A 25,695-nucleotide genomic window follows, 5' to 3' on the forward strand; every position below is an offset into this window, starting at 1 on the left:
TTCAGATAGGCTCAGTCGCCGCCGCTTTCCATGAACTCGATGCGATTGCCGAACGGATCGCTGGCGAAAAAGCGTCGCACCCCTGGCAAGCGGTCGTCCCACTCCGGACTGTGCCCGGCGGCTCCCAACGTGGCTGCGAGAGCATCGAGCGCCTCCACGCAAAGGGCGGGATGCGCGCGCCTGGCGGGGCGGAAATCCGGATCGCTGCCGATATGGATCTGCACCGTGCCGGCCGCGAACCAGCAGCCTTCCGGCGACAATGTCTCCGGTTTCGGAACTTCCGCCATGCCCAGCAGATCGGCGAAAAAGGCGCGGGCCGCGTCCTCGCCGCCCGCCGGCATGGCGAGCTGCACATGGTCGATGCGCAGCAGCGTCAATCCGTCCGTCCGTTGATGAACTTGTCGACGCGGGCATTGCCGGAATCGTCCAGCATCTCCACCGGTCCCTGCCAGATGATGCGCCCCTCGTGCAGCATGGCCACCCGGTCGGCGATACGCCGTGCGGATTCCATATCGTGCGTGATCGTGATGGCGGAGCAGCCGAGATCGGTGACGAGCCCGCGGATCAGGTCGTTGATCGTGTTCGCCCGGATCGGATCGAGGCCGGTCGTCGGCTCGTCGAAGAAGACGAGATCGGGGCGCGAGGCGATGGCGCGGGCCAGGGCGACGCGCTTCTGCATGCCGCCGGAGATTTCCGCCGGCCGCAGATCGGCGACCGATTCGTCCAGGCCGACCTTTGCCAGCAGCTCGACCGCGAGACTGCGCATGGACCGCCCCTTTCGCGCCCGGCCCTGCGTCAGGGCGAAGGTGACGTTGCGCCATACGTTCAGCGAATCGAAGAGGGCGCCGCCCTGGAACAGCATGCCCGTACGGCGGCGCACGTCGGCCCGGTCGCCGCCGGGCGCCTCCGTCATATCGATGCCGTCGATCATGATGGTGCCGCTATCCGGTTGCAGCAGGCCGAGGATGCACTTCAGCAGCACCGACTTTCCCGTGCCGCTGCCACCGATGATGACGAGTGACTCGCCCGGCCGAACCCCGAGGTTCACGCCGTTGAGCACGATCTTCTCGCCAAAGCTTTTGCGCAGGCCGGCAATCTCGATGGCGGCGCCGGGGTTGCGCTCCTCCATGGCGGCGGGGTCGGGGGCGGGGCTCATCCGAACACCAGCACGGTTATGACGAGGTTGGCGAGGAGGATGAGAAGAAAGGCGCTGACCACCGCGTTCGTGGTCGCGCGCCCGACGCCTGCCGCGCCGCCCGACGTGTGATAGCCGTGATAGCAGCCCATCAGCGCCAGTACGAAGCCGAACACCGCCGCCTTGACCAGCGAGGAAACGATGTCCGTCACCTCCAGATAATCGCGTGTCGTTTCCAGATAGCTCGCCGCGTTGAAGCCGAGGCGATAGACGGCCAGCAGATAACCGCCCATCACGCCGATGGCATTGGCAACGAGGGTGAGGATCGGAAGCACCACGATTGCGGCGAGGAGACGCGGCGCCACCAGGAACTGGAACGGGTCGGTCCTGAGCGTCACGAGTGCGTCGATCTGCTCTGTCACCCGCATGGTGCCAAGCTCCGCCGCCATCGCGCTCGAGACGCGGCCGGCGACCATGAGGCCGCCGAGGACGGGTGCCAGCTCGCGCACGATGGCGATGACGGTCACGGCGGGCACCGTGCTGGCGGCGTTGAAGCGCTCGCCGCCGACATAGATCTGCTGCGCCAGCGCCGCGCCGGTGAACAGGGCGGTCAGGCCGACGACCGGCAGCGAAAAATAGCCGATGCTGAGCAGTTGCTGCACGAAGCGCGCCGGATAATAGGGCGGCCTTACCGCAGCTAGTAGTGCGCGGCCGGCGAAGATCGCCGCCCGGCCTATGGCGGCGAAGAAGGAGAGGGCGGCCGCGCCGATGGGCGCGAACAGTCGGGTGAAGCTGTCCGTCATAGGTAGCGGCGCTGATAGCGGTGACCGAGGCCGGTCAGCAACTCATATTGGCTCAATCCGGAAATTCTTGCCGCATCGGCAAGCGAATAGACCAGTGTCGCCCAGTCGCCGGGCCGTGCATCCGCATCGCCGATATCCACGATCGTCAGATCCATCGAAATGCGGCCGGCGACCCGGCAGCGCCGCCCCTGCACGAGCATCTCTCCGCAGGAGGAGAAGGCGCGCAGATAGCCGTCGGCATAGCCGATATTGACGGTGGCGAGCCGCGTCGGCCGCGTGGCGGTCCAGCGCGCATTGTAGCCCGCGCTCTCACCCGCCGCGACCGCCCGCACCTGGAGGATTTCCGCCGCCGGGGCCGCGACGCTCGCCAACTGCCCTGCCGCGGCCGGATGGGGAACCCCGCCATAGAGGCCGAGGCCCGGCCGGATCGCCCCGAAATGGTAGGCCCGGCCAAGGCAGGCGCCGCCCGAGCCCGACAGCGCCGCGCGGGCCGGCCGCACGGCGTCGACGATCCCGGCGAACCGCGTACGCTGCTCCGTGTTCATTGGGCTGTCCGGTTCATCGGAGCAGGCAAGGTGCGAATGCAGGGTGCGAAGGTTCAGGCCGGCCAGCAGGTCCGCGGTGAACTCGCGCCAGCCGATGCCGAGCCGGTTCATGCCGGTGTCGACCATGACGTCGCATGCCCGTCCGGGCGCGGCCTGCCGCCAGTGCGCGATCTGCTCTTTGCTGTTCAGCACCGGAACAACCGGCATGCGCGGATCGTCGCCCTGCCGAAATCCGTGCAGGGCGTAGGCCGTGCAGCCCGGCGGCAACGGGCCGGCCGCAGCGATTTCGTCATAGGTCGTCATGTAGAAATCGCGGCATCCCTCTTCCGCCAGGCGGGCGATCACCGCCGCCGCGCCGAGGCCGTACCCGTCGGCCTTTACCGCCGCGCCGGTTTCCGCCGCGCCGGAACGCGCGTCGAACCAGCGCCAATTGCCGGCAAGAGCCTGAAGGTCGATGGAGAGGCGAAGAGGGCTGGTCATGCGGCGCCCGCGTTAGCCAGCCGTGGAATCCGACGCAAATCTTGTGGGTGCCCGTCCGCCGGGATTGGGGTGCGAACGCTGACGTAAGTTATGAACTCTACCTTTGCCAGCAAATGAATAAATGGTTAACTATAAGTAACGATATTGGCGTCTTCTTGCTGTTGTAGGGGCGCGAACGCCCAGCGCGATTTGAAACGATGGAACACGGCCGAAAGGGTTTGGATCAGCCAGGAAAGCCCTCGACCGGATCGGCCGCGGGGCCCTTTCCGGCGTCGTCCTTCATAACCGCCCGGGCGCGGCTTCTGGAACTGATTCGCGGCGGTGCGAATGCCGTGGTTCTGCTCGACGGCGAGAGCGGGTCGGGGAAAAGCTATCTTGCGACATTGGTGGCGGACGACCTGGCGAGGGAGGGGCGCCGCGTCTTCCTTACGGGCGGAAAGGAACTGAGGACGGACGGTGCCGATGTCCTCCTTATCGACGAGGCCGACACGCTTGGCGATGCGGGTCTTTCCGCCTTGGCGGCGTGGCGCGCCGGGCAGAACGATGGCGCAATGGACGATGAGGGGGCGCACCGGCGCGCGGTGCTGGTTCTGGTCGCGCGGTGCGGAGTTTCGGTCGACGGCGGCGGCGGACTCGGCGGCGACCGGATGCAGGGCGGCATTCCCCGCGTGACGCTCGGCCTGTTTTCGGAGGAGGAGGTGCGCCGCTTTGCGCTGCAACTGGCCGCCCCCACCGAAATTACGGATTACGGACTGAGCCGGATCGTCGAAGCATCCGGCGGACGGCCGCGCATCGTGCGGACGCTGGTGCAGGCCGCGCTAATCGAGGCCCTGATCGATGAGGAAGGGATGGTCTGCGAACGGCATGTGCTGAGCGCATCGGCGGGGATCGACAGCGACAGGAACGATGCCAGGGACAGCGACGGTGCGAGCCATGCGCCGGCGCCCGCGAATGGCGCCGAAGACCCCAATGGACCCGCGACCGCGGCAATCTCCCACGCCCTGCCGATCCGTGCTGTCCCGAACAATCCGGCGGGCGCGGGCGCGGATGCGGCGCCGGCGTCCCGGTGGAGCAGCGGCCGCCGCGCCGCCGGCATGATCGGGTTCGCGGCGGCGGCGCTTCTGTCGGCGAACCTCGTCTTCCTTGCCGTGGGTTACCCGCCCATGGACGCGGCGTTGACGCGGGCGGGCGGCCGCTCCGGTGCGGCGACGGTGCAAGCGAACGAGGCCAAGTCCGATCTGTCCGCACGCACACCGCGCCCCATTCCGGGTGCCCCGTCGATCCCGGCGCCCATCCCGCCGCGGCAGCCAGCCCCCGGTGCCGAGGCGGCGGCCGATCCTGCGGAGCAGAATAGCGAAAGGCGCGCGCCCGTCCGCCGGGCAGCGCCGCGCGCGCAGCGGCCCTTCGTCGACATCGTTCGTCCGGCCGATCCGGCACCCTCCGCGGCGTTAGAACCGGCTCCACGCGATGGAGCCGGTGCGCCGCCGCCCCCGCGATCCACCCAGTCCACGCCTTCGACGCCGGCGGAATCGCAGGACGCGCCGCTGACCCTGGCGGACATTGCAACGCCGCCGCCGGCGCCGGTGCCGCCCGCTCCTGCCGCCGAACAGCAGCCGGATGATGAAGACCGGGACGATACGGAAGCCGAACGCCTGTCGAACGCGGCCCAGGCCGCGCGCGACCGGCTTCGGTCCGTCAGACGATAGAAGGATGAGCGCATGCATATGAAATTTTACCGGGACCCCCGGCCTGCCGCCCTTCTTGCGGGCCTCGTGACGCTTGCGGCCGTTCACGCACCGGCACGCGCCGCCTCCGACGATGCGCCCATGCCGAATGTGCAGATCGACAACCGGACGAGCCTGGGCGGGTTCAGCATCAGTGCCGGTCCGGCCTTCTGGAGCGGCGATTTCGGCGGCCCCACCACGTCCGACATCTTCGTGGCCGCCGTCAGCTTGCGTTATGACAGCGGACCCCTGAGGACCTGGGCGACGCTGCCCTATATGCGGGTCGAAAGCGACGGGGTGCTGTTTGCCGGCACCGATGGCGGTCCGATCCTGGTCGATACGACGCGTCCCTCGCCGGAGGGGCGCGTGCGTGACGGGCTGGGCGATATCACCGTCGGCGCGACATGGTCGGCGCTGGAGGGGCGCGCGGACGGTCTTGCCGTCGACCTGACAGGCCGGCTGAAACTGCCGACCGCATCGGACGGATCGGGACTCAGCACCGGCAAGACCGACGTCAGCCTCAGCGCCGATGTGTCGAAGCCGGTCGGCGGCGTCGTGCCCTTCGTCTCCGCCGGCTATCGCTTTCTGGGCGATCCCGACGGCTATGACCTCCGCAACACTGTCAGCGCGTCGGCCGGCCTGACCCTGCCGCTGGCGGAAACGGCCGATCCCGTCCTCCTTCTTTCCTATGATTATGACGAGAGCGCCACGCGCTTCGTGGACGACAGCCACGCACTGTTCGCGGCGATCAGCGGCACGATCGGCGGCGGCTTTACCTGGACGGGCTACGGCTCCGCCGGGCTGAGCGACGGCACCAGCGATTTCTCGATCGGTGCGCTGGTCAGCTTCGCGCTCTAGCGACGGGTCGCGGCGAAAGGCATTGCCGCTGTTCGCCGTTCGTTCTATCCGGGCGGCATGGCAAAACCGCAAAAACGCTACACCTGCCAGGCCTGCGGCTCGGTTCAGCCGAAATGGCAGGGCCAGTGCCCCGACTGCGCCGAATGGAACAGCCTGGTCGAGGATGCCGGCGCGGTCGTCACGGCCTTTTCGGCCAAACACTCGCTGACCAGCGGCGGCACGCGCTTCAGGCTGGAACAGCTGAGCGCGCAGACGGCGCTGCCCGAACGGACGAAGACCGGCATTTCCGAACTCGACCGTACGCTGGGCGGCGGTATCGTCGCCGGTTCGGCCGTGCTGCTTGGCGGCGATCCGGGCATCGGCAAGTCCACCATACTGATGCAGGTGGCCGGCCGGCTCGCCAAATCGGGCAGGCGTACCGTCTATATCTCGGGGGAGGAGGCGGCCGATCAGGTGCGCCTGCGCGCGCAGCGCCTCGGCCTTGGCGACGCGCCGGTCGAACTCGCCAGCGTCACCTCCGTGCGCGATATTCTGACGACCCTGTCGGAGGGGGAGCCGCCCGCCCTCCTCATCATCGATTCGGTGCAGACCATGCATTCGGACATGCTGGAGGGCGCGCCCGGCACGGTGGCGCAGGTGCGCGCCGCCTCGCAGGAACTGATCCGGTTCGCCAAACAGTCGGGCAGCGCGGTCTTTCTGGTCGGGCATGTGACGAAGGAGGGGAATATCGCCGGCCCCCGCGTCCTGGAGCACATGGTCGATACCGTGCTCTATTTCGAGGGCGAGCGATCGCATCAGTACCGTATCTTGCGCGCGGTGAAGAACCGCTTTGGCGGCACCGACGAGATCGGCGTCTTCGCCATGGCGGAGGAGGGGCTGCGGGAGGTGAAGAACCCCTCCAGCCTGTTCCTGACGCAGCGCACGGAGCCTGTCGCCGGCTCTGTCGTCTTTCCCGCGCTGGAGGGGACCCGCCCCGTCATGGTGGAGGTGCAGGCGCTGGTCGTGCGGCTTGCTTCGGGCGCGACGCCGCGGCGCGCTGTCGTGGGCTGGGATTCCGGCCGCCTCGCCATGATCCTCGCCGTTCTGGAGGCGCGCTGCGGCATGAGCTTCTCCAATGCGGAGGTCTATCTGAACATCGCCGGCGGCCTCAGGATTTCCGATCCGGCGGCGGACATCGCGGTCGCCGCCGCGCTCGTCGGGGCGCTCACCGACCGGCCCGTGCCGCTTGGCGCCGTCGCGCTGGGCGAACTGGCACTGTCGGGTGAGATCAGGCCGGCCATGCATCTCGCCCTGCGGCTGAAGGAGGCGCAGAAGCTCGGCTTCGACCAGGCCTACATGCCCCGCGCCGGCGCCAGCGCGCCCAAGGGCATGCGCGCGCAGGAATTCGCGCACCTCGCCGACCTGGTGGCGCATCTGGCCGGCGGTGGGTGAGGGGAGGCCTTCAACGCTGCGCCATGGACCCCTGCCTCCGCAGGGGTGACGGTCTGAAGTGTGGAATAAAGTTTTCGTCGCCCCTGCGCAGGCAGGGGCCCATCGCGAAAAGGGAGACGCCATGACCTATGGCGGCCACGTCTATATCATGACCAACCGCCGGCACGGCACGCTCTATACCGGCGTTACGGCGGACCTGCCGGCGCGGGTCTATCAGCACCGCATCGGCAAGAGATCGAGCTTTTGCCGCAAGTGGAACCTGACCCGCCTCGTCTGGTATGCGGATTTCGACCGCATCGAGGACGCCATCGCACGCGAAAAGCAGATCAAGGCCTGGAAACGCGCGTGGAAGATCCGCGAGATCGAAAGCCTCAACCCCCGCTGGGATGATCTTTACGAGCAAGGCTTGTGGTGAAAGTCCTGATGGACCCCTGCCTCCGCAGGGGTGACGGTGAAAGAAACACTGCTGAGACTCGTCGCCCCTGCGAAGGCAGGGGCCTATCGGCGGTTCGGCGCGGCTGGAGGGACGTGAGCACTGAGCAAGAGCCGTTCGCCGGCGCGCCTGCTGCCCCGCCCACCCCAATTGCCCAGTTCACCGTCCCAGCCCCCTCCACTCCAACGCTTTGGGGCTGACCTCACTCGAAAATCTGCTTATCAGGCCGCTTCCATGTCCGACCTTACTGCCTTCGACATCTTCTTCTTCGCCGTCATCGGCATCCTCGCCCTGCTGGGGCTGAAGCGCGGCTTCGTCTCCGAAATCCTGGGTCTGATGGCCTGGGTCGGCGGGATCGTCGCGGTGAATCTGTTCTTTGAGGACGCGCGCCGGTTCGCGCTGGGGTTCCTGGACAGCGAGACCGCCGCGGCCGTGCTGGCGGTCATCGTCCTCTTCTTCGCGGCCTTTCTGGTGCTGCGGGGCATCGCCTCCGCGCTCGGGGGACGCGTCAAGAAAAGCGTCGTCGGCCCGCTCGACCGGCTGCTGGGCTTCGGCTTCGGGGCGGTGAAGGGGCTGCTGGCGGTCACGCTCGTGTGGATGCTCCTGATCCTTATCTTCGGCTTCATGCCCGGCGGCCGGCCGGACTGGCTGGCGGATGCACGGTCCGGTCCCGTCGTCTCCATGTTCGCGGCGGAGGTGCGCGATTTCGTCGCCGATCAGAGCGCCGTCTTCGACGAGGAGCCGGAGGAGACGGGCTATGATGCCGGCGAACGCGACGCGCTCGACGATCTGTTCGAGGATGCGCAGGGGATGATGCCATGACGGGTGATGGCGCGGGAGAGGCGGGGCGCGCGATCCGCCTCTACGATACGTCGCGTCGGGAGAAGCGCGATTTCGTGCCCATCGATCCGGGCCGGATCACGATGTATGTCTGCGGCCCCACCGTCTATGCCCGCGCGCATATCGGCAATTTCCGCCCCGAGATCGTCTTCGACGTGCTCGCCCGGCTGCTGCGCCACCGCTACGGCGCGGATGCCGTCGTTCATGCGCGCAACATCACCGACATCGACGACAAGATCATGGACCGTGCGCACGAAAGCGGACGCTCGATTGCCGAGGTCAGCGCGGAGGCGGAGGGCTGGTATGTGGAGGATGCCCGCACGCTGGGCGTCGAGACGCTGCCGCTCGCCCCGCACGCGACCGAGCATCTGGAGACCATGATCGCGCTGATGCAGCGATTGATCGCGGGCGGCCATGCCTATGCGGCGGAGGGGCATGTTCTGTTCGATACCACCTCCGACGCCGCCTATGGCGGGCTGTCGGGCCGCGCGCTGGAGGACATGATCGCCGGCGCCCGCGTGGAGGTCGCGCCCTACAAGAAGAACCCGCAGGATTTCGTCCTGTGGAAACCAAGCGCGGAGGACCAGCCCGGCTGGGATTCGCCATGGGGCCGGGGGCGTCCCGGCTGGCATACCGAATGCACGGCCATGATCCGCACGGAACTGGACGACACCATCGACATTCATGGCGGCGGGCAGGACCTGATCTTTCCGCACCACGAGAACGAGGCGGCGCAGGGACGCTGCGCCCATGACGGCGCGCCGCTGGCGAATTACTGGATGCACAACGGCTTTCTCTCCATGTCGGACGAGAAGATGTCGAAGAGCCTCGGCAATACCGTCACCGTGCCGTCGCTGATCGAGGCCGGTCACCGGGGCGAGACCATCCGCCTCGCCATGCTGATGGCGCATTACCGCCAGCCGCTCGAATGGACGAACGATCTTCTGGCGCAGGCGAAGGCGACGCTGGACCGGTGGTACCGGGTGCTGGAGGGCGCGGACATGAGCGGTGGCACGCCGGATGCGGAATTCGTGGCCGCGCTGTCGAACGACCTGAACACGCCGGCGGCGCTCGCGCGCCTGTCGCAACTGAGCGGCGATCCGGCCGCGCTCGCGGCAAGTGCGCGGCTGATCGGCTTGTTGGGGGAGGACCCGGCGATCTGGCGGCGGGGTGAACTCTCGTCAGAGTCGACCGTGGATGTGGACGCCCGCATCGCCGCCCGGGCTGCGGCGAAGGCGAACAGGGACTTCGCGGAGGCGGACCGGATTCGCGATGCGCTTGCGGCGGAGGGCATCCTGCTTGAGGATGGGCCGAACGGCACGACGTGGCGCCGCAAATGAGCGCCGCGCGGTTTGCACCCGGGAGGAGGCTTATGCCCTATTCGATGAAGGCGATGTTCGCATCCATTGCTGCGGCCGCCATGCTGCTGCTGAGCGCATGCGGTCAGGATCGCGGAGGTGGCGGCGATGTGCCGGAGGGGCTGGAGAATCAAAGCCTGAAGGCCGAGCGCGCCTCGGTTGACGACAGGCAGGGACCTGTCCTCGCGACGGACCTGTTCATTCGCGAAACGAGCCCGACGCTGGATTTCGCTTGGCACGCGCCACCGGAAATCGCCGGCGCGCCGGGCGCGCTGTCCTCCATGCGCGCTGAGGCTGACACGGCACGCGCCGAAATGCAGAAGGAAGCGCGGGAGTTTTCGCAGATGCTGGCGGAAGAGGGGCAGGATCCGCGCCAGCTCAGCTACCGGCAGGACTGGACGCTCGGCTACGAAACACCGGGCCTGATGAACTTCACCTCGGAAACCTACCGGTATGACGGCGGGGCGCACGGCATGACGACCTTCGATTCGCTGTTCTGGGACAAGGAGGCGGGGGCCGCCGTGGATCGCAGCGCGCTGTTCGTGAATTGGCCGCAGGCGCGCGAGAGGATCGCCTCGCTATTCTGCGAGAATCTCGATCGGATGCGCGCCGACCGGCGGGGCGGAGAGGTCGGTGATGGCGGCCTCGGCTTCAGCGACTGTCCGGACGTGACCGATTTCCCCTGGGCTCTGTCGAACGGCGGCATCGGAGAGCCGGCGCTGAAGGTGCTGGTCGAACCCTATGCCGCCGGGCCGTATGCGGAGGGCAGCTACGAGGTCACCATCCCGCTATCGAACGGCCTGCGCGGCGCCATGAAGACGGTTTACGTACCAGCCGGCTAGCGCCCGGTATTTCTGTTGCTGCAAAGCAACAATATTGCTCTAAATCGTTGCTGTCATGAGCTCTTCATATTGCTGCGCCGCAATGTAAACGGTCTGTCTCACAAGCTTCCTAGAGGCCCGCATCGTCAATACGATGCAACCCCTCTCAGGAGCCTTTCATGTCCTTCACGCACTTCCTTGCCGGTGCCTCCCTCGCGGCCGTCGCCGCGACGGCGGGCCACGCGCAGACCGCCTCGCAGCCGGTGGCCGGCGAGCTTTCCGACGGGGTCATCGTGGTCACCGCGCAGAAGCGTGAGGAACTGATCACCGACGTGCCGGTGACCGTGTCCGCGCTGTCCGGTGAGCAGTTGCAGCGCATCAATGTCGACGAATTCGACGAACTCAGCGCCTTCGTTCCCGGCCTGGTCGTGCAGGAGCAGAGCGCGAACAATCCCGGCTTCGTCATTCGCGGCATCACGTCGGACAGCGGCAGCGCGCAGATCGCGCCGCGCGTCACCATCTATTATAATGGCGTCGACGTTTCGCGTTCGCGCGGGTCCTATTTCAAGCTTTACGACATCGAGCGCGTGGAGGTGGTGAAGGGGCCGCAGGCGACGCTGTTCGGCACCGCCGCCACCATCGGCGCGATTTCCGTCGTGCCCGCCAAGCCGGAGCAGGAACCCGGTGCCTTCGCACAGGCCTCCTACGGCAATTTCGGCGCGGTTCAGGTGAACGGAATGGTGAACACCGGCGGCGAGACGGTATCCGCGCGCATCGCCGGTTTTTACGAAACCCGAGACGGCTATGTCCGCAACATCGCCGGAGAGCCCGGCACGGCGAGCGCGGATCTGGTGGGCGTCGATCAGGACGATCTGAACGGCATCGACCAGTTCGGCCTGCGCGGGTCCGTCCGCGCCTTTCTGGGCGAGGGGACGGCCGACCTGACCGTCACCTATGAGGAGCAGAACAACCCCGGCACGGCGTTCAAATCGGGGTCGATTCCGCCAACGGGCGGCGATACCTCGCCCTTCACCTTCGCGGAGCTGGGCGGCTCGCCGTTCAGCGAGGAGGCGCTCGGCATCGACGAGCTGAAGCTGGAGCGGCAGGTGCTGGACGTGAACCTGACGGCCGAATTCCCGCTGTCCGACGCGCTGACCCTGACCTCCGTCAGCGGCTACCGCAATTTCGACAGTGTGGAGACGTTCGATGCGGACGGCTCGCCGCTCTTCTATCTGGAATTCGGGGAAGACGCGCAGGGCGAACAGATGTCGACCGAACTGCGTCTCGCCTATGACAACGGCGGCATGATCCGCGGCTTCGTCGGCGGCAATATCTTCGTTGAGGACGGTACGCAGGGCGTTCCCTTCTCCACGGACGAGGGCACCTATCTGGCCTGCGCGCCCTTCGCCGCCTTCGCACCGGTTCAGGCCGCCCTGTCGGCGGCGCAGGGCGGCGCCGCGCCATGCGTCGGCGCGGACGGCGCACTGAACGCGGCGAACGCCTCCGCCATCCTGACGGGCGGCGCGGCCGATGCCGTTCCCTATGCCAGCAGCTTCACCAATGGCGGCGACAATAGCAGTTATTCGGTCTTCGCCGACGCCACGATCGCGCCGATGGACGGGCTCGAGCTGACGGCCGGCGTGCGCTATCTGTACGAACGTCGGCGGTCGACCTATTCGAACATTCAGCCGCAAAGTCAGATCCTGGCCGGCCTCGGCATTCCCGGACAGAGTCTGCTCGGGACGGCGGACACGGGCGGGCAGGTATTTTCCGTCAGCGACGAATTCGATGCGTGGCTGCCGCGCTTCAACGCCCTTTACGAACTGACGCCGGGCATCAATGTCTATGGCACCGTGTCGAAGGGCCGGCGCGCGCCTGTTCTCGATCTCGGCGCCCAGGCGTCCGCGGCCGGCACGATCCCCGACTTCACCCTGGTCGAGGAAGAGCGCGTCTGGAATTACGAGGGCGGCATCAAGGGCGCGCTCGGCGGCGTCGTCGGTTCCGTCGGCGTCTTCTACCAGGATTATTCCAACTTCCAGACCAGCTTCTTCGACGAAACCGGGTCCATCGTGCCCGTGAATGCCGGCACGGCGTCCAATGTGGGTGTCGAGGCAGAGGCGCAGGCGCGCATCTTCCCCTGGCTGAACGTCTTTGGCAGCTACGCCTATATCGATGCGAAGATCGACGCCCCGGACGATGGCGGTGCGTCGGACTATGCGGGCAGCCGCTTTCGCCTGCAGCCGCGTCATTCCGCCGCTGCGGGCCTGGAATTCTCCTACGATCTGGGCAGCGGCACGGCCCTCTCGCTGACGCCGACGGTCACCTATCGCAGCAAGGTCTTCTTCGAGATTCCGAACACGGAGGCCATCAGCGAGGGCGGCTATACCCTCGTCAACCTGCGCGGCGCCGTGTCCTTCATGGACGATCGCTATTCCATCTTCGGGTTCGCCACGAACCTTCTGGACAAAGACTATATCATCGACGCGGGCAATACCGGCGGCGGCTTCGGCACGGCGACCTTCATTCAAGGCGAGCCGGCCTTTTACGGCGCCGGGATCAGCGCACGCTTCTAGGATGGCAGGGGCGCCGCGCGATCGTCGCTGGCGCCCCATCCGCTAACTTGAGAACAGTTCGCATTATCCCTACATGCTTCCGGTACGATTGAGAGGCATGATGATGAAAAGACCCGAACCGAGGCGACTGACCGTTCTCGAGACCACGCGCGTGACGCCGAACATGCACCGCGTTCTTCTGGGCGGGCCGGGACTGACCGGTTTTCCGCCGGAACAGGATGGCGGCTATGTAAAGCTGCGCATTCCCGGCGAGAAGACCTGTGTGCGCACTTATACGATCCGCCGGCAGACGGAGGAGGCGCTGACGCTCGATTTCGCGCTGCACGGAGAGGGGGCGGCCGCCGGACCGGCCACCTCCTGGGCCTTAACGGCCGCGCCCGGCGATGAACTTGAGGTCGGCGGCCCCGGTCCCGCAAAGCCGCTGCCGCCCGGCCGTGGTCCTTTCCTCCTGTGCGGCGACATGACGGCGTTGCCGGCGATCTCAGTCAATCTGGAGGCGCTGTCCGAGGATGCGGTTGGCCGCGCCGTGATCGAGGTGCAGAGCGAGGACGATCGGCAGGATATTGCCGCGCCGTCCGGCATGGCCATCGAATGGCTGATCAACCCCTCGCCCGGGGCGCGGCCGGAGGTACTGGACGCGGCAGTGCGCGGGGCCGTGCGCGCGGCCGGCGGGGGCGACGGCACGGCCTATGCCTGGGCCGCCTGCGAGTTCGACGCGATGCGCCGCCTGCGCCAGTATCTGCGCGCGGAATGCGGCCTCGGCCCCGACCGCCTGTATATCTCCAGCTACTGGAAACGCGGCCTGATCGAGGACGAACACAAGGTGGCGAAGCGCACCGATGCGGAAACGGACGTCGTTTCCGCCTGACCCGAAGACGCTGGCGCGCCGGGCGGCGGGCTATTCGTAGCTGTCTTCGTAACCGGTCGGCGCGCGGTCCTTGAAGCGGGTGACGTTCGCCTCGAAGTAAAGCGGCACGATGCCGGTGGCGCCGTGGCGCTGCTTGGCGACGATCACCTCCGCATGGCCGGCGATGGATTCGGCCTTCTCCATCCACTGCGCGAACTTTTCGCTGCCGTCCTCAGGCTTTTTGGCAGCGTGATAATATTCCTCGCGGTAGACGAACATGACGATGTCGGCATCCTGCTCGATGGTGCCGGATTCGCGCAGGTCGGCAAGCTGCGGGCGCTTGTCCTCCCGCTGTTCGACCTGACGCGACAGCTGCGACAGGGCCAGGACCGGCACGTTCAGTTCCTTTGCCAGCGTCTTCAGGCCGCGCGTGATCTCGGAAATCTCCTGCACGCGGTTTTCCGCCGACTTGCGGCTGGTGCCCTGCAGCAGCTGCAGATAGTCGATGACGATCAGGCCCACGCCGTGCTGCCGTTTCATGCGGCGCGCGCGGCTCCTCAGGGCGGCGATGGTCAGGCCCGGCGTGTCGTCGATGAGGAGCGGCAGCGTCTCGAGGCGCCCGGCGGCGCGGCCCAGCTGGCGGAACTGGTCTTGGCTGATCCGTCCCATACGCAGATCTTCCGAATTGACGCGCGCCTGTTCCGCCAGAATACGCGTCGCCAGCTGGTCGGCGGACATTTCCAGGCTGAAGAAGCCGACCGGTGCGCCCGGACTGTCGGTCGGGTCGCCGTCCAGCTTGTCCTTCATGAACCGTTCGGCACAGGAAAAGGCGATGTTGGTGGCAAGCGCCGTCTTGCCCATAGCCGGACGGCCGGCGAGAATCAGAAGGTCCGACCGGTGCAGGCCGCCGGTCTTCGAATTCAGCCCGTCGAGTCCGGTCGTGAAGCCCGACAGATGCCCGCCCGATTTCAGCGCGCGGCTGGCCATGTCGACGGCCATCGCGGCCGCCGTCTTGAACTCGCGCACATTGCCGGTCGCTTCGCCCTGCTCGGCGACCGTATAGAGCGACATTTCCGCCTCTTCGATCTTGCGCTGCGGATTGACGTCCTCGCTGGTGTCGGTGGCGCTTTCGACCATGTCGCGCCCGACGGTGATGAGCGCGCGCAGAAGCGCGAGATCGTAGATCTGCTGCGCGAAGTCGCGCGCGGCGATCAGGCCGGCAGTGCTCTCCGTCATGGCCGCCAGATAGGCGGGGCCGCCCAGTTCCTTCAGCGCCGGATCCTCCTGGAACAGGGGGCGCAGCGTCACCGGGTTCGCCAGCATGCCCTTGTCGATCAGGCGCATGATCTGCTCGTAGAGACGCGCGTGCAGCGGCTCGAAGAAATGCTCCGGCTTCAGCTTCAGCTGCACATCCTCCGACAGGCGGTTGTCGAGCATCAGCGCGCCGAGAAGCGCGGTTTCGGCCTCCAGATTCTGCGGCATCTCCGTTGTGCTGCCGGGGGCGATGGGAATGATGTCGGTGGGAACGAGGGGGTTGCTGGCCATGCGGGCGCCCATAGCAGAAAGCGCCGCCAGGGGAGAGGCGGATGCGCGCATGATTCTGGGGAGAAGCCTGCGCAAGCCTGTGGATAAGCTGTGGACGCGGGCTGCCGTCTCTCGACAATCGCGTGGTCCGGCTCCAAAACCATGCATCATGGCGCTAAGCGATAAGCTGAACGAATGGCAGACCGCGGGGCTGATCGACGCCGCCGCCGCCGCGCGCATTCAGGCGCACGAGGATGCCCATGCGCGGCCCATCTGGCTGTGGGCCGTCGCGGGCCTCGGTTTTCTGGCGCTCGCGCTGGGCATCATCGCCGTCATCGGCTCCAACTGGGATGCGATCCCGGCAGCCGTGAAGCTGGGCGTCCATTACCTCCTGATGGCCGGCAGCGCCGCGGCGGCATGGATCGGCGTGCGGCAGCGTCGCCGCTGGCTGGGCGAGGGGGCATTGTTCCTTCTGGCATGTCTAGCCCTCGGCGGCCTCGCCCTGCAGGCGCAGATCTATCAGCTTTCCGGGGAGATCTGGCGCCTGCTGATGACATGGCTGGCGCTGGCCGGCCCGGCCCTGCTGCTGGCGGGCCGCACCCGCCTCACGGCGTTCGGATTTTCCGGCATGGCCATCTGGGCTCTGGCGAGCTGCGCGGCGGCCATGGACGGCAGCAGCGCCGGCGAGCTTCTGATCCAGGGTGTCGCCATGGCCGCACCCTGGCTGCTCGTGGCGATCGGCGCGCTCTATACCGCGCGGCGGCCCTTCGGCGGCGGCCTGACGGAAGCGGGGTTGGCCGTGATCCTGCCCGCTATCAGCCTGGCCCATCTCGCCTGGGCGGGAACGATCAGCAGCAGCGATGCGGGCGAGATGCTGATGCGAATGATCCCCGTTGCGGCGGCAGCGGTTCTGTCTTTGTGGCTGGTGCTGCGCTTTGCACGCCTGCCGCGGGATGTCGCGGTCTCGCTGCTGATCGGACCGGCCATCGCGCTTACACTCGCCATCTGCATTCCGCATAACGACGATTGGCCGTCCCGTCTGGTCGGCGCGCTCGTCTACGGCGCCATGTGGGCAGCGGTCGGCTATACGGCCGCGCGCGCCGGATACCGCTTGCTGTTCGGCGTCGCGGTGGGGGCCATCGCGGTGCGTCTGTTCATCGTCTATTTCGAGCTGTTCGGATCGCTGGCCATGACCGGCCTGGGCCTGATCGCCGCCGGCGTACTCCTCATCCTTCTCGCCTATGCCAGCCGCCGCCTGCTTCGGGAGGTGCCCGCATGAAGCCCGCCCTGCTTGCCGCCGCTCTGCTGCTGCCTCTCGTCGGCACCGCCGCCGGGATCGCCGCGAACCAGATCGCGCTCAGCGGCGCTAGCGAATGGCGCATTCCCGTCCGCGGCTACGATCCGCGCGATCCCCTTCGTGGCCGGTACGCCGCCTTCACCTATGATTGGCGATTGTCGGGCGATCCGGCCGACTGCACCGGGTCCTCCTGCCAGATCTGCCTGGAGGGCCCGCCGCCCGACGGCAGCACCGCCGTCGTTCAACCGGACGGGGCGGCATGCGCGTTCCCCGTGCGGCTTGCGGAGGGCGATTTCGCTGTCCAATATGACCGTCCCCTCGGCGGCCAGCGTGCGGCAGTCGCCGTCAGCGTGCCGGCGCGCGTCTATCTGGACGAACGGCGCGCGGGTGCGGTCGACCGCATGCTGCGCGAGCAGCCCATGGTCGCGACGGTCCGCCTGACGCGCGGCGGCCGCCTCGTTGCGGAGGATATCGTGCCCGCGCGCTGAGGCGAGGGGTCAGATGCGCTTGGCGGCAGCGATGGCGACGCGGCATCCGGCGCGGATCAGCGCGCTCATCACCGGATATCCGAAGGTGTCCTCCGCGCCGTGCGCGATCGCGGTTTCCTTGTGCTCCTGCTCCTCGGCACGGAAATCGTCGATATGCGCCCTTAGCTCGTGGTCGCTGTCGCCGAGCGCGTCCTGCTGCTCGCCATAATGCCGGTCGATCTCCGTCTCGACGGCGGCGGTGCAGGCCATGGCCGCGCGCGGACCCATGAGGGCGGTGACCGCGCCGAGCGCGAAACCGGCCGTGTCCCAGAAGGGTGACAGCAGCGTCGGACGCACCTGCCGCTCCGTCATCAGCCGGTCGAACGTGTCGAGGTGGCGCTGCTCCTGCTGCTTCATGCGCGCGATCTCCGACGCGGCAGGATGGCGGCTGCCCATGACGGCGAGTTGCCCGGCATAGATTCGCGCCGCGCCGAATTCCCCGGCCTGATCGACGCGGATCATGGAGGGCGTGTCGACGCCCGGATCGCCCGGCAGGCGGCGCGGCGGCTCTATTTCTGCCACCGCCGCCTCGAATTTCGGTTCATCAGCCATAGGGCCATGCCCCCAATCAAGAATGAGAAGATCGCGTTGTAACCAGCGAGCGAGATGCCGAACAGCTCCCAGGCTGCGGCGTCACAGCGCACGATTGGCGCCGCCATGATGTCGCGCATGAAATCCCCGCTCGTGCCGGTTTCCACCGCGGTGCAGGGCAGGGGCGAGGTCCACCAGCCATACTCGACGCCGGCATGGAAGGCGCCGATCGCGCCGCTTGCGAGGACGGCGAGGGCGGCAAGCACGACGGCCGCCCGGCGGGGCGCCCCGCCCACCAGAAGGGCGATCGTGCCGATGGCGAGCGCGGCGGCATGCGGCCAGCGCTGGTACATGCACAGCTCGCACGGATAGAGGCCGAAGACGTGCTGGCCGAAAAGGGCGCCGCCCAGCAGCAGCGCCGGGCCGACAAGAACGAGGAGGTGGGCGGTCCGCATCGGCGTCCTTTCGCCCATTCTCACCGTTCGTTCAATCGCGTCTAATTGTCGTTCGCCGCACCCATCGCCATCATGTCCGCCATCAGCGCGGCGGCGAGATCCTTCGGCAGCGGATAGGCATCCTGCGGCATGTACTGCGTCATCAGAACGGCGGCGGTCCCCTGCGCCGGCAGCGCGGTGGCGAGGGTTCCGGCCGCCCCGCCCCAGCCATAGCTGCCCATCGGCCCGGTGTCCGCCCTCGTCACGACCCGTCCGCCCGCGCCGTAGCCGCCGCTTTCATAGGTCACGCCCTCGGGCAGCAGGTTGGAGGTGACGAGCGCGATAGCCTCGGCCGGTAGGACCTGCCGCCCCTCCAGCATGCCGCCATTCGCGAGCGCGGTCATGAAACGAAGATAATCCTCACCGGTAGAGGCAAGGCCGCCGCCGCCCGAGGGAAAAGGGGCGGGTGCGGAATATTCGCTGTTGTTCGGGTTATCGATGGGGATCAGCGACCCGTCCATCAGGAAATAGTTCGTCGTCAGCCGGCCAAGATCCTCCTGCGGCACGACGAAGCCGGTGTCGTCCATGCCGAGCGGCGTGAAGATGCGCTGCTGAAGGAAATCCTCCAGCGGCATGCCCGAAACCTTCTGGATGACGGCGCCCATCACGTCGAGGCCGATGGAATAGCGCCATTCCGTGCCCGGGTCGGTGATCAGCGGCTGTTTCGCCACCAGGCTGACGAAATCGTCCAGCGACGCCGGCTGCTCGCCCGACGGCATCATCGGGTTCGGCCGGCGCATGCCCGGCACGATGCCCTGCGTACGGTACAGTTCCGCGACGCCGCTCGGCACGATCGAATAGCCGAGACCCGCCGTATGGGTGATGAGGTTGCGGATGGTGATGGGCCGGGTTGCCGGCCGCGTTTCGCCCGGCGTTTCCGGATCGACCAGCACCTGCATGTCTGAAAATTCGGGATAGATGTCCGAAAGCGGCGTATCGAGGGTCAGCTTGCCGTCGCCGATCAGCAGCGCGGTCGCCAGCCCGACGATGGGCTTCGTCATCGAATAGATGCGGTAGAGGCTCTGCTCGTCCGCCGGGGTCGTCCCCCTCATCGCCAGCGTGCCGGCCTTCACCCAGGCCGTCTCGCCGCTGGGCATCGCGACGCCGATCACCATGTTCGCGGTCTTGCCCTCTGCCACGTAACGATCGGCGAGGCCCTGCAGGTTGGTCAGCGCCGCCGCGCCGTGGCCGGCATGCGCCCCGTGGCCGGTATGCGCGCCCTGTGTCTGCGGGGCAGCCTGCTGGGCCGCGCCCGGGGCGGTCAGCGCGAGCGCGAAGATGGCGGCGGCAAGGCGGTAACGAAGTGAAGACCCGAATTTCATGAGGCACGAACCTTTCCGATGATAAGGCGTGGGCAAAGGCGGACGGCTTCTGGCGTTGCGGCCGGACTTCTGCATCCGGCCCATTCGACGATCTTTTTCCCCCAAGCCGCTCTTTGTGTCGTCACGCTAGGACCGAGCCGCGTACCTAGCAACTCGCACTTGTTGACAGGGGGCGCGCTGCGGCTAACTCCCCGGCCCATGCCTCCCGAACCCCATATCGAGACCGAGGGTCCCTTTGCCGGCTGGACGCGCTGGCACGCCCAGGACCAGCAGCGCTTCTCCGACCTGATCGGTCCCATGTGGCTGCGTACGGAGGCGGACGGCCGCGTCCTGTGCCGCGCGCCGACGGAGCGCCGCCATTCCAACGGGCAGGATTATCTGCACGGCGGGTATCTGATGGCGTTTATCGATCAGGTGATGTTCGGCGTCGCGCGGCCGTCGCTGACGGATCATGTCGCCGTCACCCTCACCTGCAACACGGAATTTGTCGGCGCCGGAGAGGTGGGGGTGCCGCTCGACGGCACGGGCGAAATCGTGCACGAGACGCAGAAGACGATCTTCGTTCGGGGCGAGCTGATGCAGCAGGACCGCATCATCTGCACCTTCTCCGGCGTGCTGCGAAAATTCCCGCGCCGCAAATGACGGGGACACTGGCGGCCTATGACGCGCTGATCGCGGCCGGCGAACTGCGACCCGATGCCGATCAGCGCGCGGCGGCGGTACGGCTCGATACGCTGGAGGCGGAGGTGGAGGCGAAGCGCGAGACGCCCGGCCTGATGAAACGCCTGTTCGGCGGCGGCGATGCGGTGCAGCCCCCACGCGGCCTTTATATGTGGGGCGAGGTCGGGCGCGGCAAATCCATGCTGATGGATCTGTTTTATGCGCAGGCGGATCTGGCGCGCAAACGCCGCGTCCACTTCGCCGCCTTCATGCTGGACGTGCATGCCGCGATGAAGACCGCGCGGGCGGAGGGGGCGGACGCCATGCCCGCCGTCATCGAGAAGGTCGCGGGCGAGGCGCGGCTCCTCTGCTTCGACGAGATGCAGGTGACGAACGTCGTCGACGCCATGATCCTGTCACGCCTGTTCACCGCGCTGTTCGCGGCGGGCGTCACCGTCGTCGCGACGTCGAACCGCCCGCCGGAGGATCTCTACAAGGACGGCCTCAACCGGCAGCTTTTCCTGCCCTTCATCGACCTTCTGAACCAGAAGCTCGACATCCTTTCCCTGAACGGTCCGACCGATTACCGGCTGGAACGCATGGCCGGCGTGCAGACCTATTATTCGCCCAACGGAGAGGCCGCGACCCAGGCCCTGTCGGACGCGTTCTTTCGCCTGACCGACTATCCGCCGGAGGACAGGAACGCGGTCGGCGGGTGCGATCTGGATGTCGGGGGCGGCCGCACGCTGCATGTGCCGAAGGCGCTGAAGGGCGTCGCCGTCTTTTCCTTCAAGCGCCTGTGCGGAGAGGCGCGGGGCAGCGCGGACTATATCGCCGTCGCGCAGACCTTTCACACGGTGATTCTTGTCGGCGTGCCCATACTCGGACCTGAAAATCGGAACGAGGCGGCGCGGTTCGTGCAGCTGATCGACGCCCTCTACAATTACAAGGTGAAGCTGCTGATCGCCGCCGATGCGCCGCCGGACGACCTCTATCCGTCCGGTGACGGCAGCTTCGAATTCAAACGCACGATCAGCCGCCTGATGGAAATGCAGTCAAAGGACTACATGGCCCTCGGCCATGGGCTCGGCGAGTAAGCCGACAAGCACGTGATTCGTGCAAGGGCGGGAAGAGTAACCTTGCACACTTGTCAGCACGCCAAAGGCAGAAAGAATAAATTTCGATTCTCGTCATTCCTGCGAAGGCAGGAATCCACACACCCGCCGACTCCTTGCATCATCCGACCGCTGCCCAGGCAGTAGACCCCTGCCTCCGCAGGGGTGACGATGGAGACTGGCGATCGCGTCACGTGATACTCCCCATAAACGTGATACCGCCGCAGGTGCGTCAGTAGCGCGGCACCTGAATCAGGCTGACGACATCCCGAATGATCCGCGTGTCCGGATCCAGCAGATAGGCCCAGCCATCCTTGTACGCGTAAAGAGTGTCGCCGCGCTCCGGCAGCTCGAAATAGCTGCGCGGGTCGAGGAAGGCGTAACGCCCCTCTGGCAGGGTCTCGCCGACCTTGTAGGCGTCCTCGGCACTGGCGGCCGTGGTATCGTCCGCCGGCTGCGCCGCGGCTGGCACGGCAATACCCGCAGCCGCGAAGGCCGCCAGCGAAATCATGATCTTGCGCATGGTGAACATGCTCCTTTCCTTACCCATTGAACGGGCAAGGCCGTCCACCCGTTCCCGGTTTGTTACGCCCGGGACGGGCCTGCGGTCAGAAGATGCTGAACAGGATCAGCGCCACGACCAATCCGATGGTCGGCACCACCACCGTCGTTGCGCCCACCGCGCCGTAGGCGCGGGCGTGGGTCTCGCCGCAGACGACCCGGATTGTCGTCACGACATAGCCATTGTGCGGCAGGCTATCGAGCGCGCCTGACGCGATGGCGACCGTGCGGTGCAGCGCGGCGGGGTCCGCCCCCTGCCCCAGATAGAAGGGCGCGATCAGCGGCAGGGCGATGGTCTGCCCGCCGGACGCAGATCCGGTCAGCGCCGCGATCGTCGTGACGGCCACCGCCGCGCCGATCAGCGGACTGCCGGGCAGGCTCTGCACCGCGCCCAGCGCCTGTGCAAAGGCCGGCGTCAACTGCGCGATGGAGCCGAAGCCGACGACGGCGCAGGTGTTCGCGATGGCGATGGTCGCGCCCGTGGCCCCGGTGGAGAAGGCGCCCGGCAGCGCGCGCAGGCTTTGCCAGCCGACCGCAGCGGCGACGACGATGCCGCTCGAGAGCGCAGCGAGCAGCGCCCATTTGCCAAGGCTCTGGGTCGTCAGGAACACGCCCAGGACCGCAACCAGCGGCAGCAGCGACAGAAGGGGCGGGGGCAGATGCCGGCCTTCCTCCGGCGCATCGTCGCTGCCGCGCGCCTCGAACCCCTCGCCCTTCGCCACCGCCGCGCGCACCATGCGCGACAGCCAAGCATAGCCCAGGCTCGCCATCAACGCCGCGACGACCAGCGACACCTGCCACCCGGCATAGGCGGTGGTGCCGAGATATTGCATGGGGATCAGGTTCTGGATTTCCGGACTGCCGGCCGACGTCATAGTGAAGGTGACGGAGCCGAAGGCGAGCGCCCCCGGAATGAACCGGCGCGGCAGGTTCGCCTCCCGAAACAGGCTGACGGAGAGGGAATAGACCGAAAAGGCGACGATGAAGACGCTGACGCCGCCATAGGTCAGGACGGCGGCCGCCAGGACGGTGGCGAGCAGCGCGTACTTGCTGCCCAACTTCGCGGTGATCCAGCGCGCGACCGATGCCGCCGCGCCCGATGCGGCCATGACCTCGCCAAAGATCGCACCCAGCAGGAACATCAGGAACCAGTCGGCGAAGAAGCTGGTGAAGCCCGCCATGTAACTCGTCGCGAAATCCGCGCCCGCCTGCGTCCCGGTGCCAGCGGCCTCCGCAAATGGTGGCAACAGCGGCAGCCCGGCCGTCACCGCCACCACCAGCGCCGCCACCGGCCCGGCGATCAGAATGTTCACACCCCTGACGGTCAGCCAGATGAGCAGCGCAAGGCCCCCCACGAGCCCGATCCAGCTTAGCATATCCTGCCCCTTTCTTCGGATCGCTCTCATGCCGAAGCCTGCGCCGAAACGAAAGACCGGCGCCCCGGGAACGCGCACCCTCACGATTTTGCCGGGCGCTCCTGTGCCGGTGCCGGTTGCCCGATGGCGCGGCGCTCGCTATCGCCCATCCCAAACTTCCAATCGCAAGGGATTCTGACGGAATGGCACGCAGCAAGATTGCACTTATCGGTTCGGGCATGATCGGCGGCACGCTCGCCCATCTGGTCGGTCTCAAGGAACTGGGCGATGCGGTGCTTTTCGACATTGCCGAGGGCATGCCGAAGGGCAAGGCGCTCGACCTCAGCCAGGCCGGCGCAGTCGAGGGTTATGACGCCGTCCTGAAGGGCACGCAGGATTATGCCGACATCGCCGGCGCCGACGTCTGCATCGTCACCGCGGGTGTGCCGCGCAAGCCGGGCATGAGCCGCGACGACCTCCTCGAAATCAACCTGAAGGTCATGAAGGCAGTGGGTGAGGGCATCAAGGCCCACGCGCCGGACGCCTTCGTCATCTGCATCACCAACCCGCTCGATGCCATGGTGTGGGCGCTGCAGAAATTCTCCGGCCTGCCGACGAACAAGGTCGTGGGCATGGCGGGCGTGCTGGACAGCGCGCGCTTCAAGCATTTCCTGGCCGAGGAATTCGATGTTTCGGTCGAGGACGTGACCACCTTCGTTCTGGGCGGCCATGGCGACACGATGGTGCCGGTGGTCGAATATTCGACCGTCGCGGGCATCCCCATCCCCGACCTCATCAAGATGGGCTGGACGAGCCAGGGCAAGATCGACGCGATCGTCGACCGCACGCGCAAGGGCGGCGGCGAGATCGTGCAGCTGCTGGGCAATGGAAGCGCCTATTACGCGCCCGCCTCCAGCGCCATCGCGATGGCCGACAGCTACCTGAAGGACAAGCGCCGCCTGCTGCCGTGCGCGGCCTGGCTGACCGGCGAATATGGCTGCGACGGCATGTATGTTGGCGTCCCCGTCATCATTGGCGAGGAGGGCGTCGAGAAGGTTGTCGAGATCGAACTCGGCGGCGAGGCGCAGAAGAACTTCCAGGTGTCGGTCGATGCCGTGAAGGAGCTGATGGAAGCCTGCAAGGGCCTCGACAGCTCGCTGGCCTGAGGGCTGCGCTGACCCTATTTCAGCCGTCCCGGTTTTTTCCCGGGGTGGCGGTCACATGATGCGGCGGAATTGAAAGCGGAGACGGACTGACAGATGAATATCCACGAATATCAGGCGAAGCAGCTGCTCGCCAAGCATGGGGCGCCCATTTCCAAGGGCTTCCCGGCCTTTACGGCGGACGAGGCGGTCGAGGCGGCGAAGAAGCTGCCGGGACCGGTCTATGTCGTGAAATCCCAGATCCACGCGGGCGGTCGCGGCAAGGGCAAGTTCGAGGGGCTGGGCGCGGATGCGGCCGGCGGCGTGCGCGTCGTCAAGTCCGTCGACGAGGTGAAGGCGAATGCCGAGGAAATGCTCGGCCGCGTTCTCGTCACGCACCAGACGGGGCCCGAGGGCAAGGAAGTGAACCGCCTCTACATCGAGGACGGCGCCGACATCGCCAAGGAATATTACCTGTCGCTGCTGGTCGACCGCGCCAGCGGCATGCCGGCCTTCGTCGTCTCCACAGAGGGCGGCATGGACATCGAGGACGTGGCCGCCGAGACGCCGGAAAAGATTCTGACGATTACCGTCGATCCGGCCACCGGCTATCAGCCGCATCACGGCCGCGCCGTTGCCGCCGCGCTGAAGCTGACGGGCGACACGGCCAAGAAGGCCGCGAAGCTGGGCAAGACGCTTTACGAGGCGTTCCTTGCGACGGACGCCGCCATGCTGGAGGTAAATCCGCTCGTCGAAACGGGCTCCGGTGATCTGCTGGTGCTGGATGCGAAGATGGGCTTCGACGGCAACGCGCTCTATCGTCACCCGGACATCAAGGAACTGCACGACGAGAGCGAGGAAGCGCCCGCCGAGCTGGAGGCCGGCAAGTACGACCTGGCCTATGTGAAGCTCGACGGCAATATCGGCTGCATGGTGAACGGCGCCGGCCTCGCCATGGCGACGATGGACATCATCAAGCTGAACGGTGCGGAGCCCGCCAACTTCCTCGACGTGGGCGGCGGTGCCAGCAAGGAGAAGGTGACGGCCGCCTTCAAGATCATCCTGTCGGATGACGCGGTGGAGGGTATCCTCGTCAACATCTTCGGTGGCATCATGCGCTGCGACATCATCGCGGACGGCATCGTCGCGGCGGCGAAGGAGGTGAACCTGTCCGTGCCGCTGGTCGTGCGCCTGGAGGGCACGAATGTCGAGGAGGGCAAGAAGATCCTGGCCGACAGCGGCCTGCCGATCGTGTCCGCCGACAATCTTGGCGATGCCGCCAAAAAGATCGTCGCGGAGGTGAAGAAGGGCTGAGGACC

At 66.9% G+C, this 25,695-nt stretch carries 25 protein-coding genes; 15 read left to right on the forward strand and 10 right to left on the reverse strand.

The features are described 5' to 3' along the window. Window positions 1-11: 11 nt before the first annotated feature. The 4 genes from C725_RS08515 to C725_RS08530 are packed head-to-tail and all read right to left on the reverse strand — an operon-like array spanning window position 12 to window position 2,963. Window positions 12-377, reverse strand: coding sequence for a VOC family protein (locus tag C725_RS08515; RefSeq protein ID WP_008601935.1), 366 nt, complete (start codon window positions 375-377; stop codon window positions 12-14). Continuing rightward, window positions 374-1,156, reverse strand: a complete 783-nt coding sequence (locus C725_RS08520; protein WP_008601937.1) for an ABC transporter ATP-binding protein — start codon at window positions 1,154-1,156, stop codon at window positions 374-376. Before C725_RS08520 ends, C725_RS08515 begins: the two co-directional genes overlap by 4 nt. Further along, window positions 1,153-1,938: an MlaE family ABC transporter permease gene (locus C725_RS08525; protein WP_008601940.1), complete on the reverse strand. Its 786-nt coding sequence runs from the start codon at window positions 1,936-1,938 to the stop codon at window positions 1,153-1,155. The genes C725_RS08520 and C725_RS08525 overlap by 4 nt, the downstream gene beginning before the upstream one ends. Further along, window positions 1,935-2,963, reverse strand: coding sequence for an alanine racemase (locus C725_RS08530; RefSeq protein ID WP_008601942.1), 1,029 nt, complete (start codon window positions 2,961-2,963; stop codon window positions 1,935-1,937). Before C725_RS08530 ends, C725_RS08525 begins: the two co-directional genes overlap by 4 nt. 218 nt (window positions 2,964-3,181) lie before the next feature. On the opposite strand from C725_RS08530, the gene C725_RS08535 reads away from it, so the two are divergent. The 9 genes from C725_RS08535 to C725_RS08575 all read left to right on the forward strand — a co-directional run bounded on the left by C725_RS08535 (window position 3,182) and on the right by C725_RS08575 (window position 13,869). Beyond that, entirely contained in the window at window positions 3,182-4,669 is a 1,488-nt protein-coding gene (locus tag C725_RS08535) for an ATP-binding protein (protein ID WP_149864617.1), read from the forward strand. Window positions 4,670-4,681: 12 nt separating this feature from the next. Then, the gene (locus C725_RS08540; RefSeq protein ID WP_008601946.1) at window positions 4,682-5,545 is read left to right on the forward strand and encodes a hypothetical protein; all 864 of its coding nucleotides are present in this window, start codon (window positions 4,682-4,684) and stop codon (window positions 5,543-5,545) included. A 57-nt stretch (window positions 5,546-5,602) separates the two neighbouring features. Then, on the forward strand, window positions 5,603-6,976 hold the full coding sequence (gene radA / locus C725_RS08545) for a DNA repair protein RadA (protein ID WP_008601948.1): 1,374 nt from the start codon (window positions 5,603-5,605) through the stop codon (window positions 6,974-6,976). A 121-nt stretch (window positions 6,977-7,097) separates the two neighbouring features. Beyond that, window positions 7,098-7,391, forward strand: coding sequence for a GIY-YIG nuclease family protein (locus C725_RS08550; protein WP_008601950.1), 294 nt, complete (start codon window positions 7,098-7,100; stop codon window positions 7,389-7,391). 252 nt (window positions 7,392-7,643) lie between these two features. After that, entirely contained in the window at window positions 7,644-8,231 is a 588-nt protein-coding gene (locus C725_RS08555; protein ID WP_008601951.1) for a CvpA family protein, read from the forward strand. Beyond that, window positions 8,228-9,589 carry a cysteine--tRNA ligase gene (cysS, locus tag C725_RS08560; RefSeq protein WP_008601953.1) on the forward strand — a complete coding sequence of 454 codons (1,362 nt, stop codon included), beginning with the start codon at window positions 8,228-8,230 and terminating at the stop codon, window positions 9,587-9,589. The genes C725_RS08555 and cysS overlap by 4 nt, the downstream gene beginning before the upstream one ends. A gap of 32 nt (window positions 9,590-9,621) precedes the next feature. Next, window positions 9,622-10,449 carry a DUF3298 and DUF4163 domain-containing protein gene (locus C725_RS15365; protein ID WP_008601955.1) on the forward strand — a complete coding sequence of 276 codons (828 nt, stop codon included), beginning with the start codon at window positions 9,622-9,624 and terminating at the stop codon, window positions 10,447-10,449. 158 nt (window positions 10,450-10,607) lie between these two features. Continuing rightward, a complete protein-coding gene (locus C725_RS08570) occupies window positions 10,608-13,001 on the forward strand; it encodes a TonB-dependent receptor (RefSeq protein WP_008601956.1) in 2,394 nt (797 codons plus the stop codon). 103 nt (window positions 13,002-13,104) lie between these two features. Next, window positions 13,105-13,869, forward strand: a complete 765-nt coding sequence (locus C725_RS08575; RefSeq protein WP_243442724.1) for a siderophore-interacting protein — start codon at window positions 13,105-13,107, stop codon at window positions 13,867-13,869. A gap of 30 nt (window positions 13,870-13,899) precedes the next feature. Here C725_RS08575 and C725_RS08580 read toward each other — a convergent pair whose 3' ends face one another. Beyond that, a complete protein-coding gene (locus C725_RS08580; RefSeq protein ID WP_051051295.1) occupies window positions 13,900-15,393 on the reverse strand; it encodes a replicative DNA helicase in 1,494 nt (497 codons plus the stop codon). Between the two features lie 148 nt (window positions 15,394-15,541). On the opposite strand from C725_RS08580, the gene C725_RS08585 reads away from it, so the two are divergent. Both C725_RS08585 and C725_RS08590 read left to right on the forward strand, forming a co-directional pair. After that, the gene (locus C725_RS08585) at window positions 15,542-16,651 is read left to right on the forward strand and encodes a DUF2157 domain-containing protein (RefSeq protein WP_008601963.1); all 1,110 of its coding nucleotides are present in this window, start codon (window positions 15,542-15,544) and stop codon (window positions 16,649-16,651) included. Continuing rightward, the gene (locus C725_RS08590) at window positions 16,648-17,157 is read left to right on the forward strand and encodes a GDYXXLXY domain-containing protein (protein WP_008601965.1); all 510 of its coding nucleotides are present in this window, start codon (window positions 16,648-16,650) and stop codon (window positions 17,155-17,157) included. Before C725_RS08585 ends, C725_RS08590 begins: the two co-directional genes overlap by 4 nt. Window positions 17,158-17,166: 9 nt before the next feature. On the opposite strand, the gene C725_RS08595 is transcribed toward C725_RS08590, so the two are convergent. Genes C725_RS08595 through C725_RS08605 form a run of 3 tightly spaced genes read right to left on the reverse strand, consistent with a single transcriptional unit; the run spans window position 17,167 to window position 19,543 of the window. Continuing rightward, window positions 17,167-17,748, reverse strand: coding sequence for a demethoxyubiquinone hydroxylase family protein (locus C725_RS08595; RefSeq protein WP_051051282.1), 582 nt, complete (start codon window positions 17,746-17,748; stop codon window positions 17,167-17,169). Beyond that, entirely contained in the window at window positions 17,706-18,182 is a 477-nt protein-coding gene (locus tag C725_RS08600) for a disulfide bond formation protein B (protein WP_243442725.1), read from the reverse strand. Before C725_RS08600 ends, C725_RS08595 begins: the two co-directional genes overlap by 43 nt. 41 nt (window positions 18,183-18,223) lie before the next feature. Further along, entirely contained in the window at window positions 18,224-19,543 is a 1,320-nt protein-coding gene (locus C725_RS08605; RefSeq protein ID WP_008601972.1) for a serine hydrolase domain-containing protein, read from the reverse strand. A 198-nt stretch (window positions 19,544-19,741) separates the two neighbouring features. Between C725_RS08605 and C725_RS08610 the strand changes: the two genes are divergently transcribed. Both C725_RS08610 and zapE read left to right on the forward strand, forming a co-directional pair. Next, window positions 19,742-20,185, forward strand: coding sequence for a PaaI family thioesterase (locus tag C725_RS08610; RefSeq protein WP_008601975.1), 444 nt, complete (start codon window positions 19,742-19,744; stop codon window positions 20,183-20,185). Continuing rightward, window positions 20,182-21,300 carry a cell division protein ZapE gene (gene zapE, locus C725_RS08615; protein ID WP_008601977.1) on the forward strand — a complete coding sequence of 373 codons (1,119 nt, stop codon included), beginning with the start codon at window positions 20,182-20,184 and terminating at the stop codon, window positions 21,298-21,300. The genes C725_RS08610 and zapE overlap by 4 nt, the downstream gene beginning before the upstream one ends. 250 nt (window positions 21,301-21,550) lie before the next feature. On the opposite strand, the gene C725_RS08620 is transcribed toward zapE, so the two are convergent. Both C725_RS08620 and C725_RS08625 read right to left on the reverse strand, forming a co-directional pair. Then, window positions 21,551-21,850 (reverse strand): hypothetical protein, encoded by a 300-nt coding sequence (locus C725_RS08620; protein ID WP_008601978.1) that lies wholly within the window; start codon window positions 21,848-21,850, stop codon window positions 21,551-21,553. A gap of 76 nt (window positions 21,851-21,926) precedes the next feature. After that, window positions 21,927-23,255: a GntP family permease gene (locus C725_RS08625; protein WP_038282632.1), complete on the reverse strand. Its 1,329-nt coding sequence runs from the start codon at window positions 23,253-23,255 to the stop codon at window positions 21,927-21,929. A gap of 182 nt (window positions 23,256-23,437) precedes the next feature. Here C725_RS08625 and mdh point away from each other — a divergent pair, with 182 nt between their 5' ends. Both mdh and sucC read left to right on the forward strand, forming a co-directional pair. Further along, window positions 23,438-24,400, forward strand: a complete 963-nt coding sequence (gene mdh / locus C725_RS08630) for a malate dehydrogenase (protein ID WP_008601982.1) — start codon at window positions 23,438-23,440, stop codon at window positions 24,398-24,400. A 93-nt stretch (window positions 24,401-24,493) separates the two neighbouring features. After that, window positions 24,494-25,690: an ADP-forming succinate--CoA ligase subunit beta gene (gene sucC / locus C725_RS08635; RefSeq protein WP_008601984.1), complete on the forward strand. Its 1,197-nt coding sequence runs from the start codon at window positions 24,494-24,496 to the stop codon at window positions 25,688-25,690. The last annotated feature ends 5 nt before the right edge of the window (window positions 25,691-25,695 follow it).

This window comes from Pacificimonas flava, from assembly GCF_000342165.1.
Lineage (GTDB): Bacteria > Pseudomonadota > Alphaproteobacteria > Sphingomonadales > Sphingomonadaceae > Pacificimonas > Pacificimonas flava.

What these genes read in the sequence shown, in the direction of transcription:
- C725_RS08585 (WP_008601963.1), top strand. Translation starts at nt 15,542, where the DNA reads ATGGCGCTAAGCGATAAGCTGAACGAATGGCAGACCGCGGGGCTGATC.
- sucC (WP_008601984.1), top strand. Translation starts at nt 24,494, where the DNA reads ATGAATATCCACGAATATCAGGCGAAGCAGCTGCTCGCCAAGCATGGG.
- C725_RS08605 (WP_008601972.1), bottom strand. Translation starts at nt 19,543, where the DNA reads ATGAAATTCGGGTCTTCACTTCGTTACCGCCTTGCCGCCGCCATCTTC.
- C725_RS08555 (WP_008601951.1), top strand. Translation starts at nt 7,644, where the DNA reads ATGTCCGACCTTACTGCCTTCGACATCTTCTTCTTCGCCGTCATCGGC.
- C725_RS08575 (WP_243442724.1), top strand. Translation starts at nt 13,105, where the DNA reads ATGAAAAGACCCGAACCGAGGCGACTGACCGTTCTCGAGACCACGCGC.
- C725_RS08590 (WP_008601965.1), top strand. Translation starts at nt 16,648, where the DNA reads ATGAAGCCCGCCCTGCTTGCCGCCGCTCTGCTGCTGCCTCTCGTCGGC.
- C725_RS08520 (WP_008601937.1), bottom strand. Translation starts at nt 1,156, where the DNA reads ATGAGCCCCGCCCCCGACCCCGCCGCCATGGAGGAGCGCAACCCCGGC.
- C725_RS08610 (WP_008601975.1), top strand. Translation starts at nt 19,742, where the DNA reads ATGCCTCCCGAACCCCATATCGAGACCGAGGGTCCCTTTGCCGGCTGG.
- C725_RS08525 (WP_008601940.1), bottom strand. Translation starts at nt 1,938, where the DNA reads ATGACGGACAGCTTCACCCGACTGTTCGCGCCCATCGGCGCGGCCGCC.
- C725_RS08540 (WP_008601946.1), top strand. Translation starts at nt 4,682, where the DNA reads ATGCATATGAAATTTTACCGGGACCCCCGGCCTGCCGCCCTTCTTGCG.
- mdh (WP_008601982.1), top strand. Translation starts at nt 23,438, where the DNA reads ATGGCACGCAGCAAGATTGCACTTATCGGTTCGGGCATGATCGGCGGC.
- C725_RS08530 (WP_008601942.1), bottom strand. Translation starts at nt 2,963, where the DNA reads ATGACCAGCCCTCTTCGCCTCTCCATCGACCTTCAGGCTCTTGCCGGC.
- C725_RS08600 (WP_243442725.1), bottom strand. Translation starts at nt 18,182, where the DNA reads ATGCGGACCGCCCACCTCCTCGTTCTTGTCGGCCCGGCGCTGCTGCTG.
- C725_RS08580 (WP_051051295.1), bottom strand. Translation starts at nt 15,393, where the DNA reads ATGGCCAGCAACCCCCTCGTTCCCACCGACATCATTCCCATCGCCCCC.
- C725_RS15365 (WP_008601955.1), top strand. Translation starts at nt 9,622, where the DNA reads ATGCCCTATTCGATGAAGGCGATGTTCGCATCCATTGCTGCGGCCGCC.
- C725_RS08550 (WP_008601950.1), top strand. Translation starts at nt 7,098, where the DNA reads ATGACCTATGGCGGCCACGTCTATATCATGACCAACCGCCGGCACGGC.
- C725_RS08570 (WP_008601956.1), top strand. Translation starts at nt 10,608, where the DNA reads ATGTCCTTCACGCACTTCCTTGCCGGTGCCTCCCTCGCGGCCGTCGCC.
- C725_RS08625 (WP_038282632.1), bottom strand. Translation starts at nt 23,255, where the DNA reads ATGCTAAGCTGGATCGGGCTCGTGGGGGGCCTTGCGCTGCTCATCTGG.
- C725_RS08620 (WP_008601978.1), bottom strand. Translation starts at nt 21,850, where the DNA reads ATGTTCACCATGCGCAAGATCATGATTTCGCTGGCGGCCTTCGCGGCT.
- cysS (WP_008601953.1), top strand. Translation starts at nt 8,228, where the DNA reads ATGACGGGTGATGGCGCGGGAGAGGCGGGGCGCGCGATCCGCCTCTAC.
- radA (WP_008601948.1), top strand. Translation starts at nt 5,603, where the DNA reads ATGGCAAAACCGCAAAAACGCTACACCTGCCAGGCCTGCGGCTCGGTT.
- C725_RS08595 (WP_051051282.1), bottom strand. Translation starts at nt 17,748, where the DNA reads ATGGCTGATGAACCGAAATTCGAGGCGGCGGTGGCAGAAATAGAGCCG.
- zapE (WP_008601977.1), top strand. Translation starts at nt 20,182, where the DNA reads ATGACGGGGACACTGGCGGCCTATGACGCGCTGATCGCGGCCGGCGAA.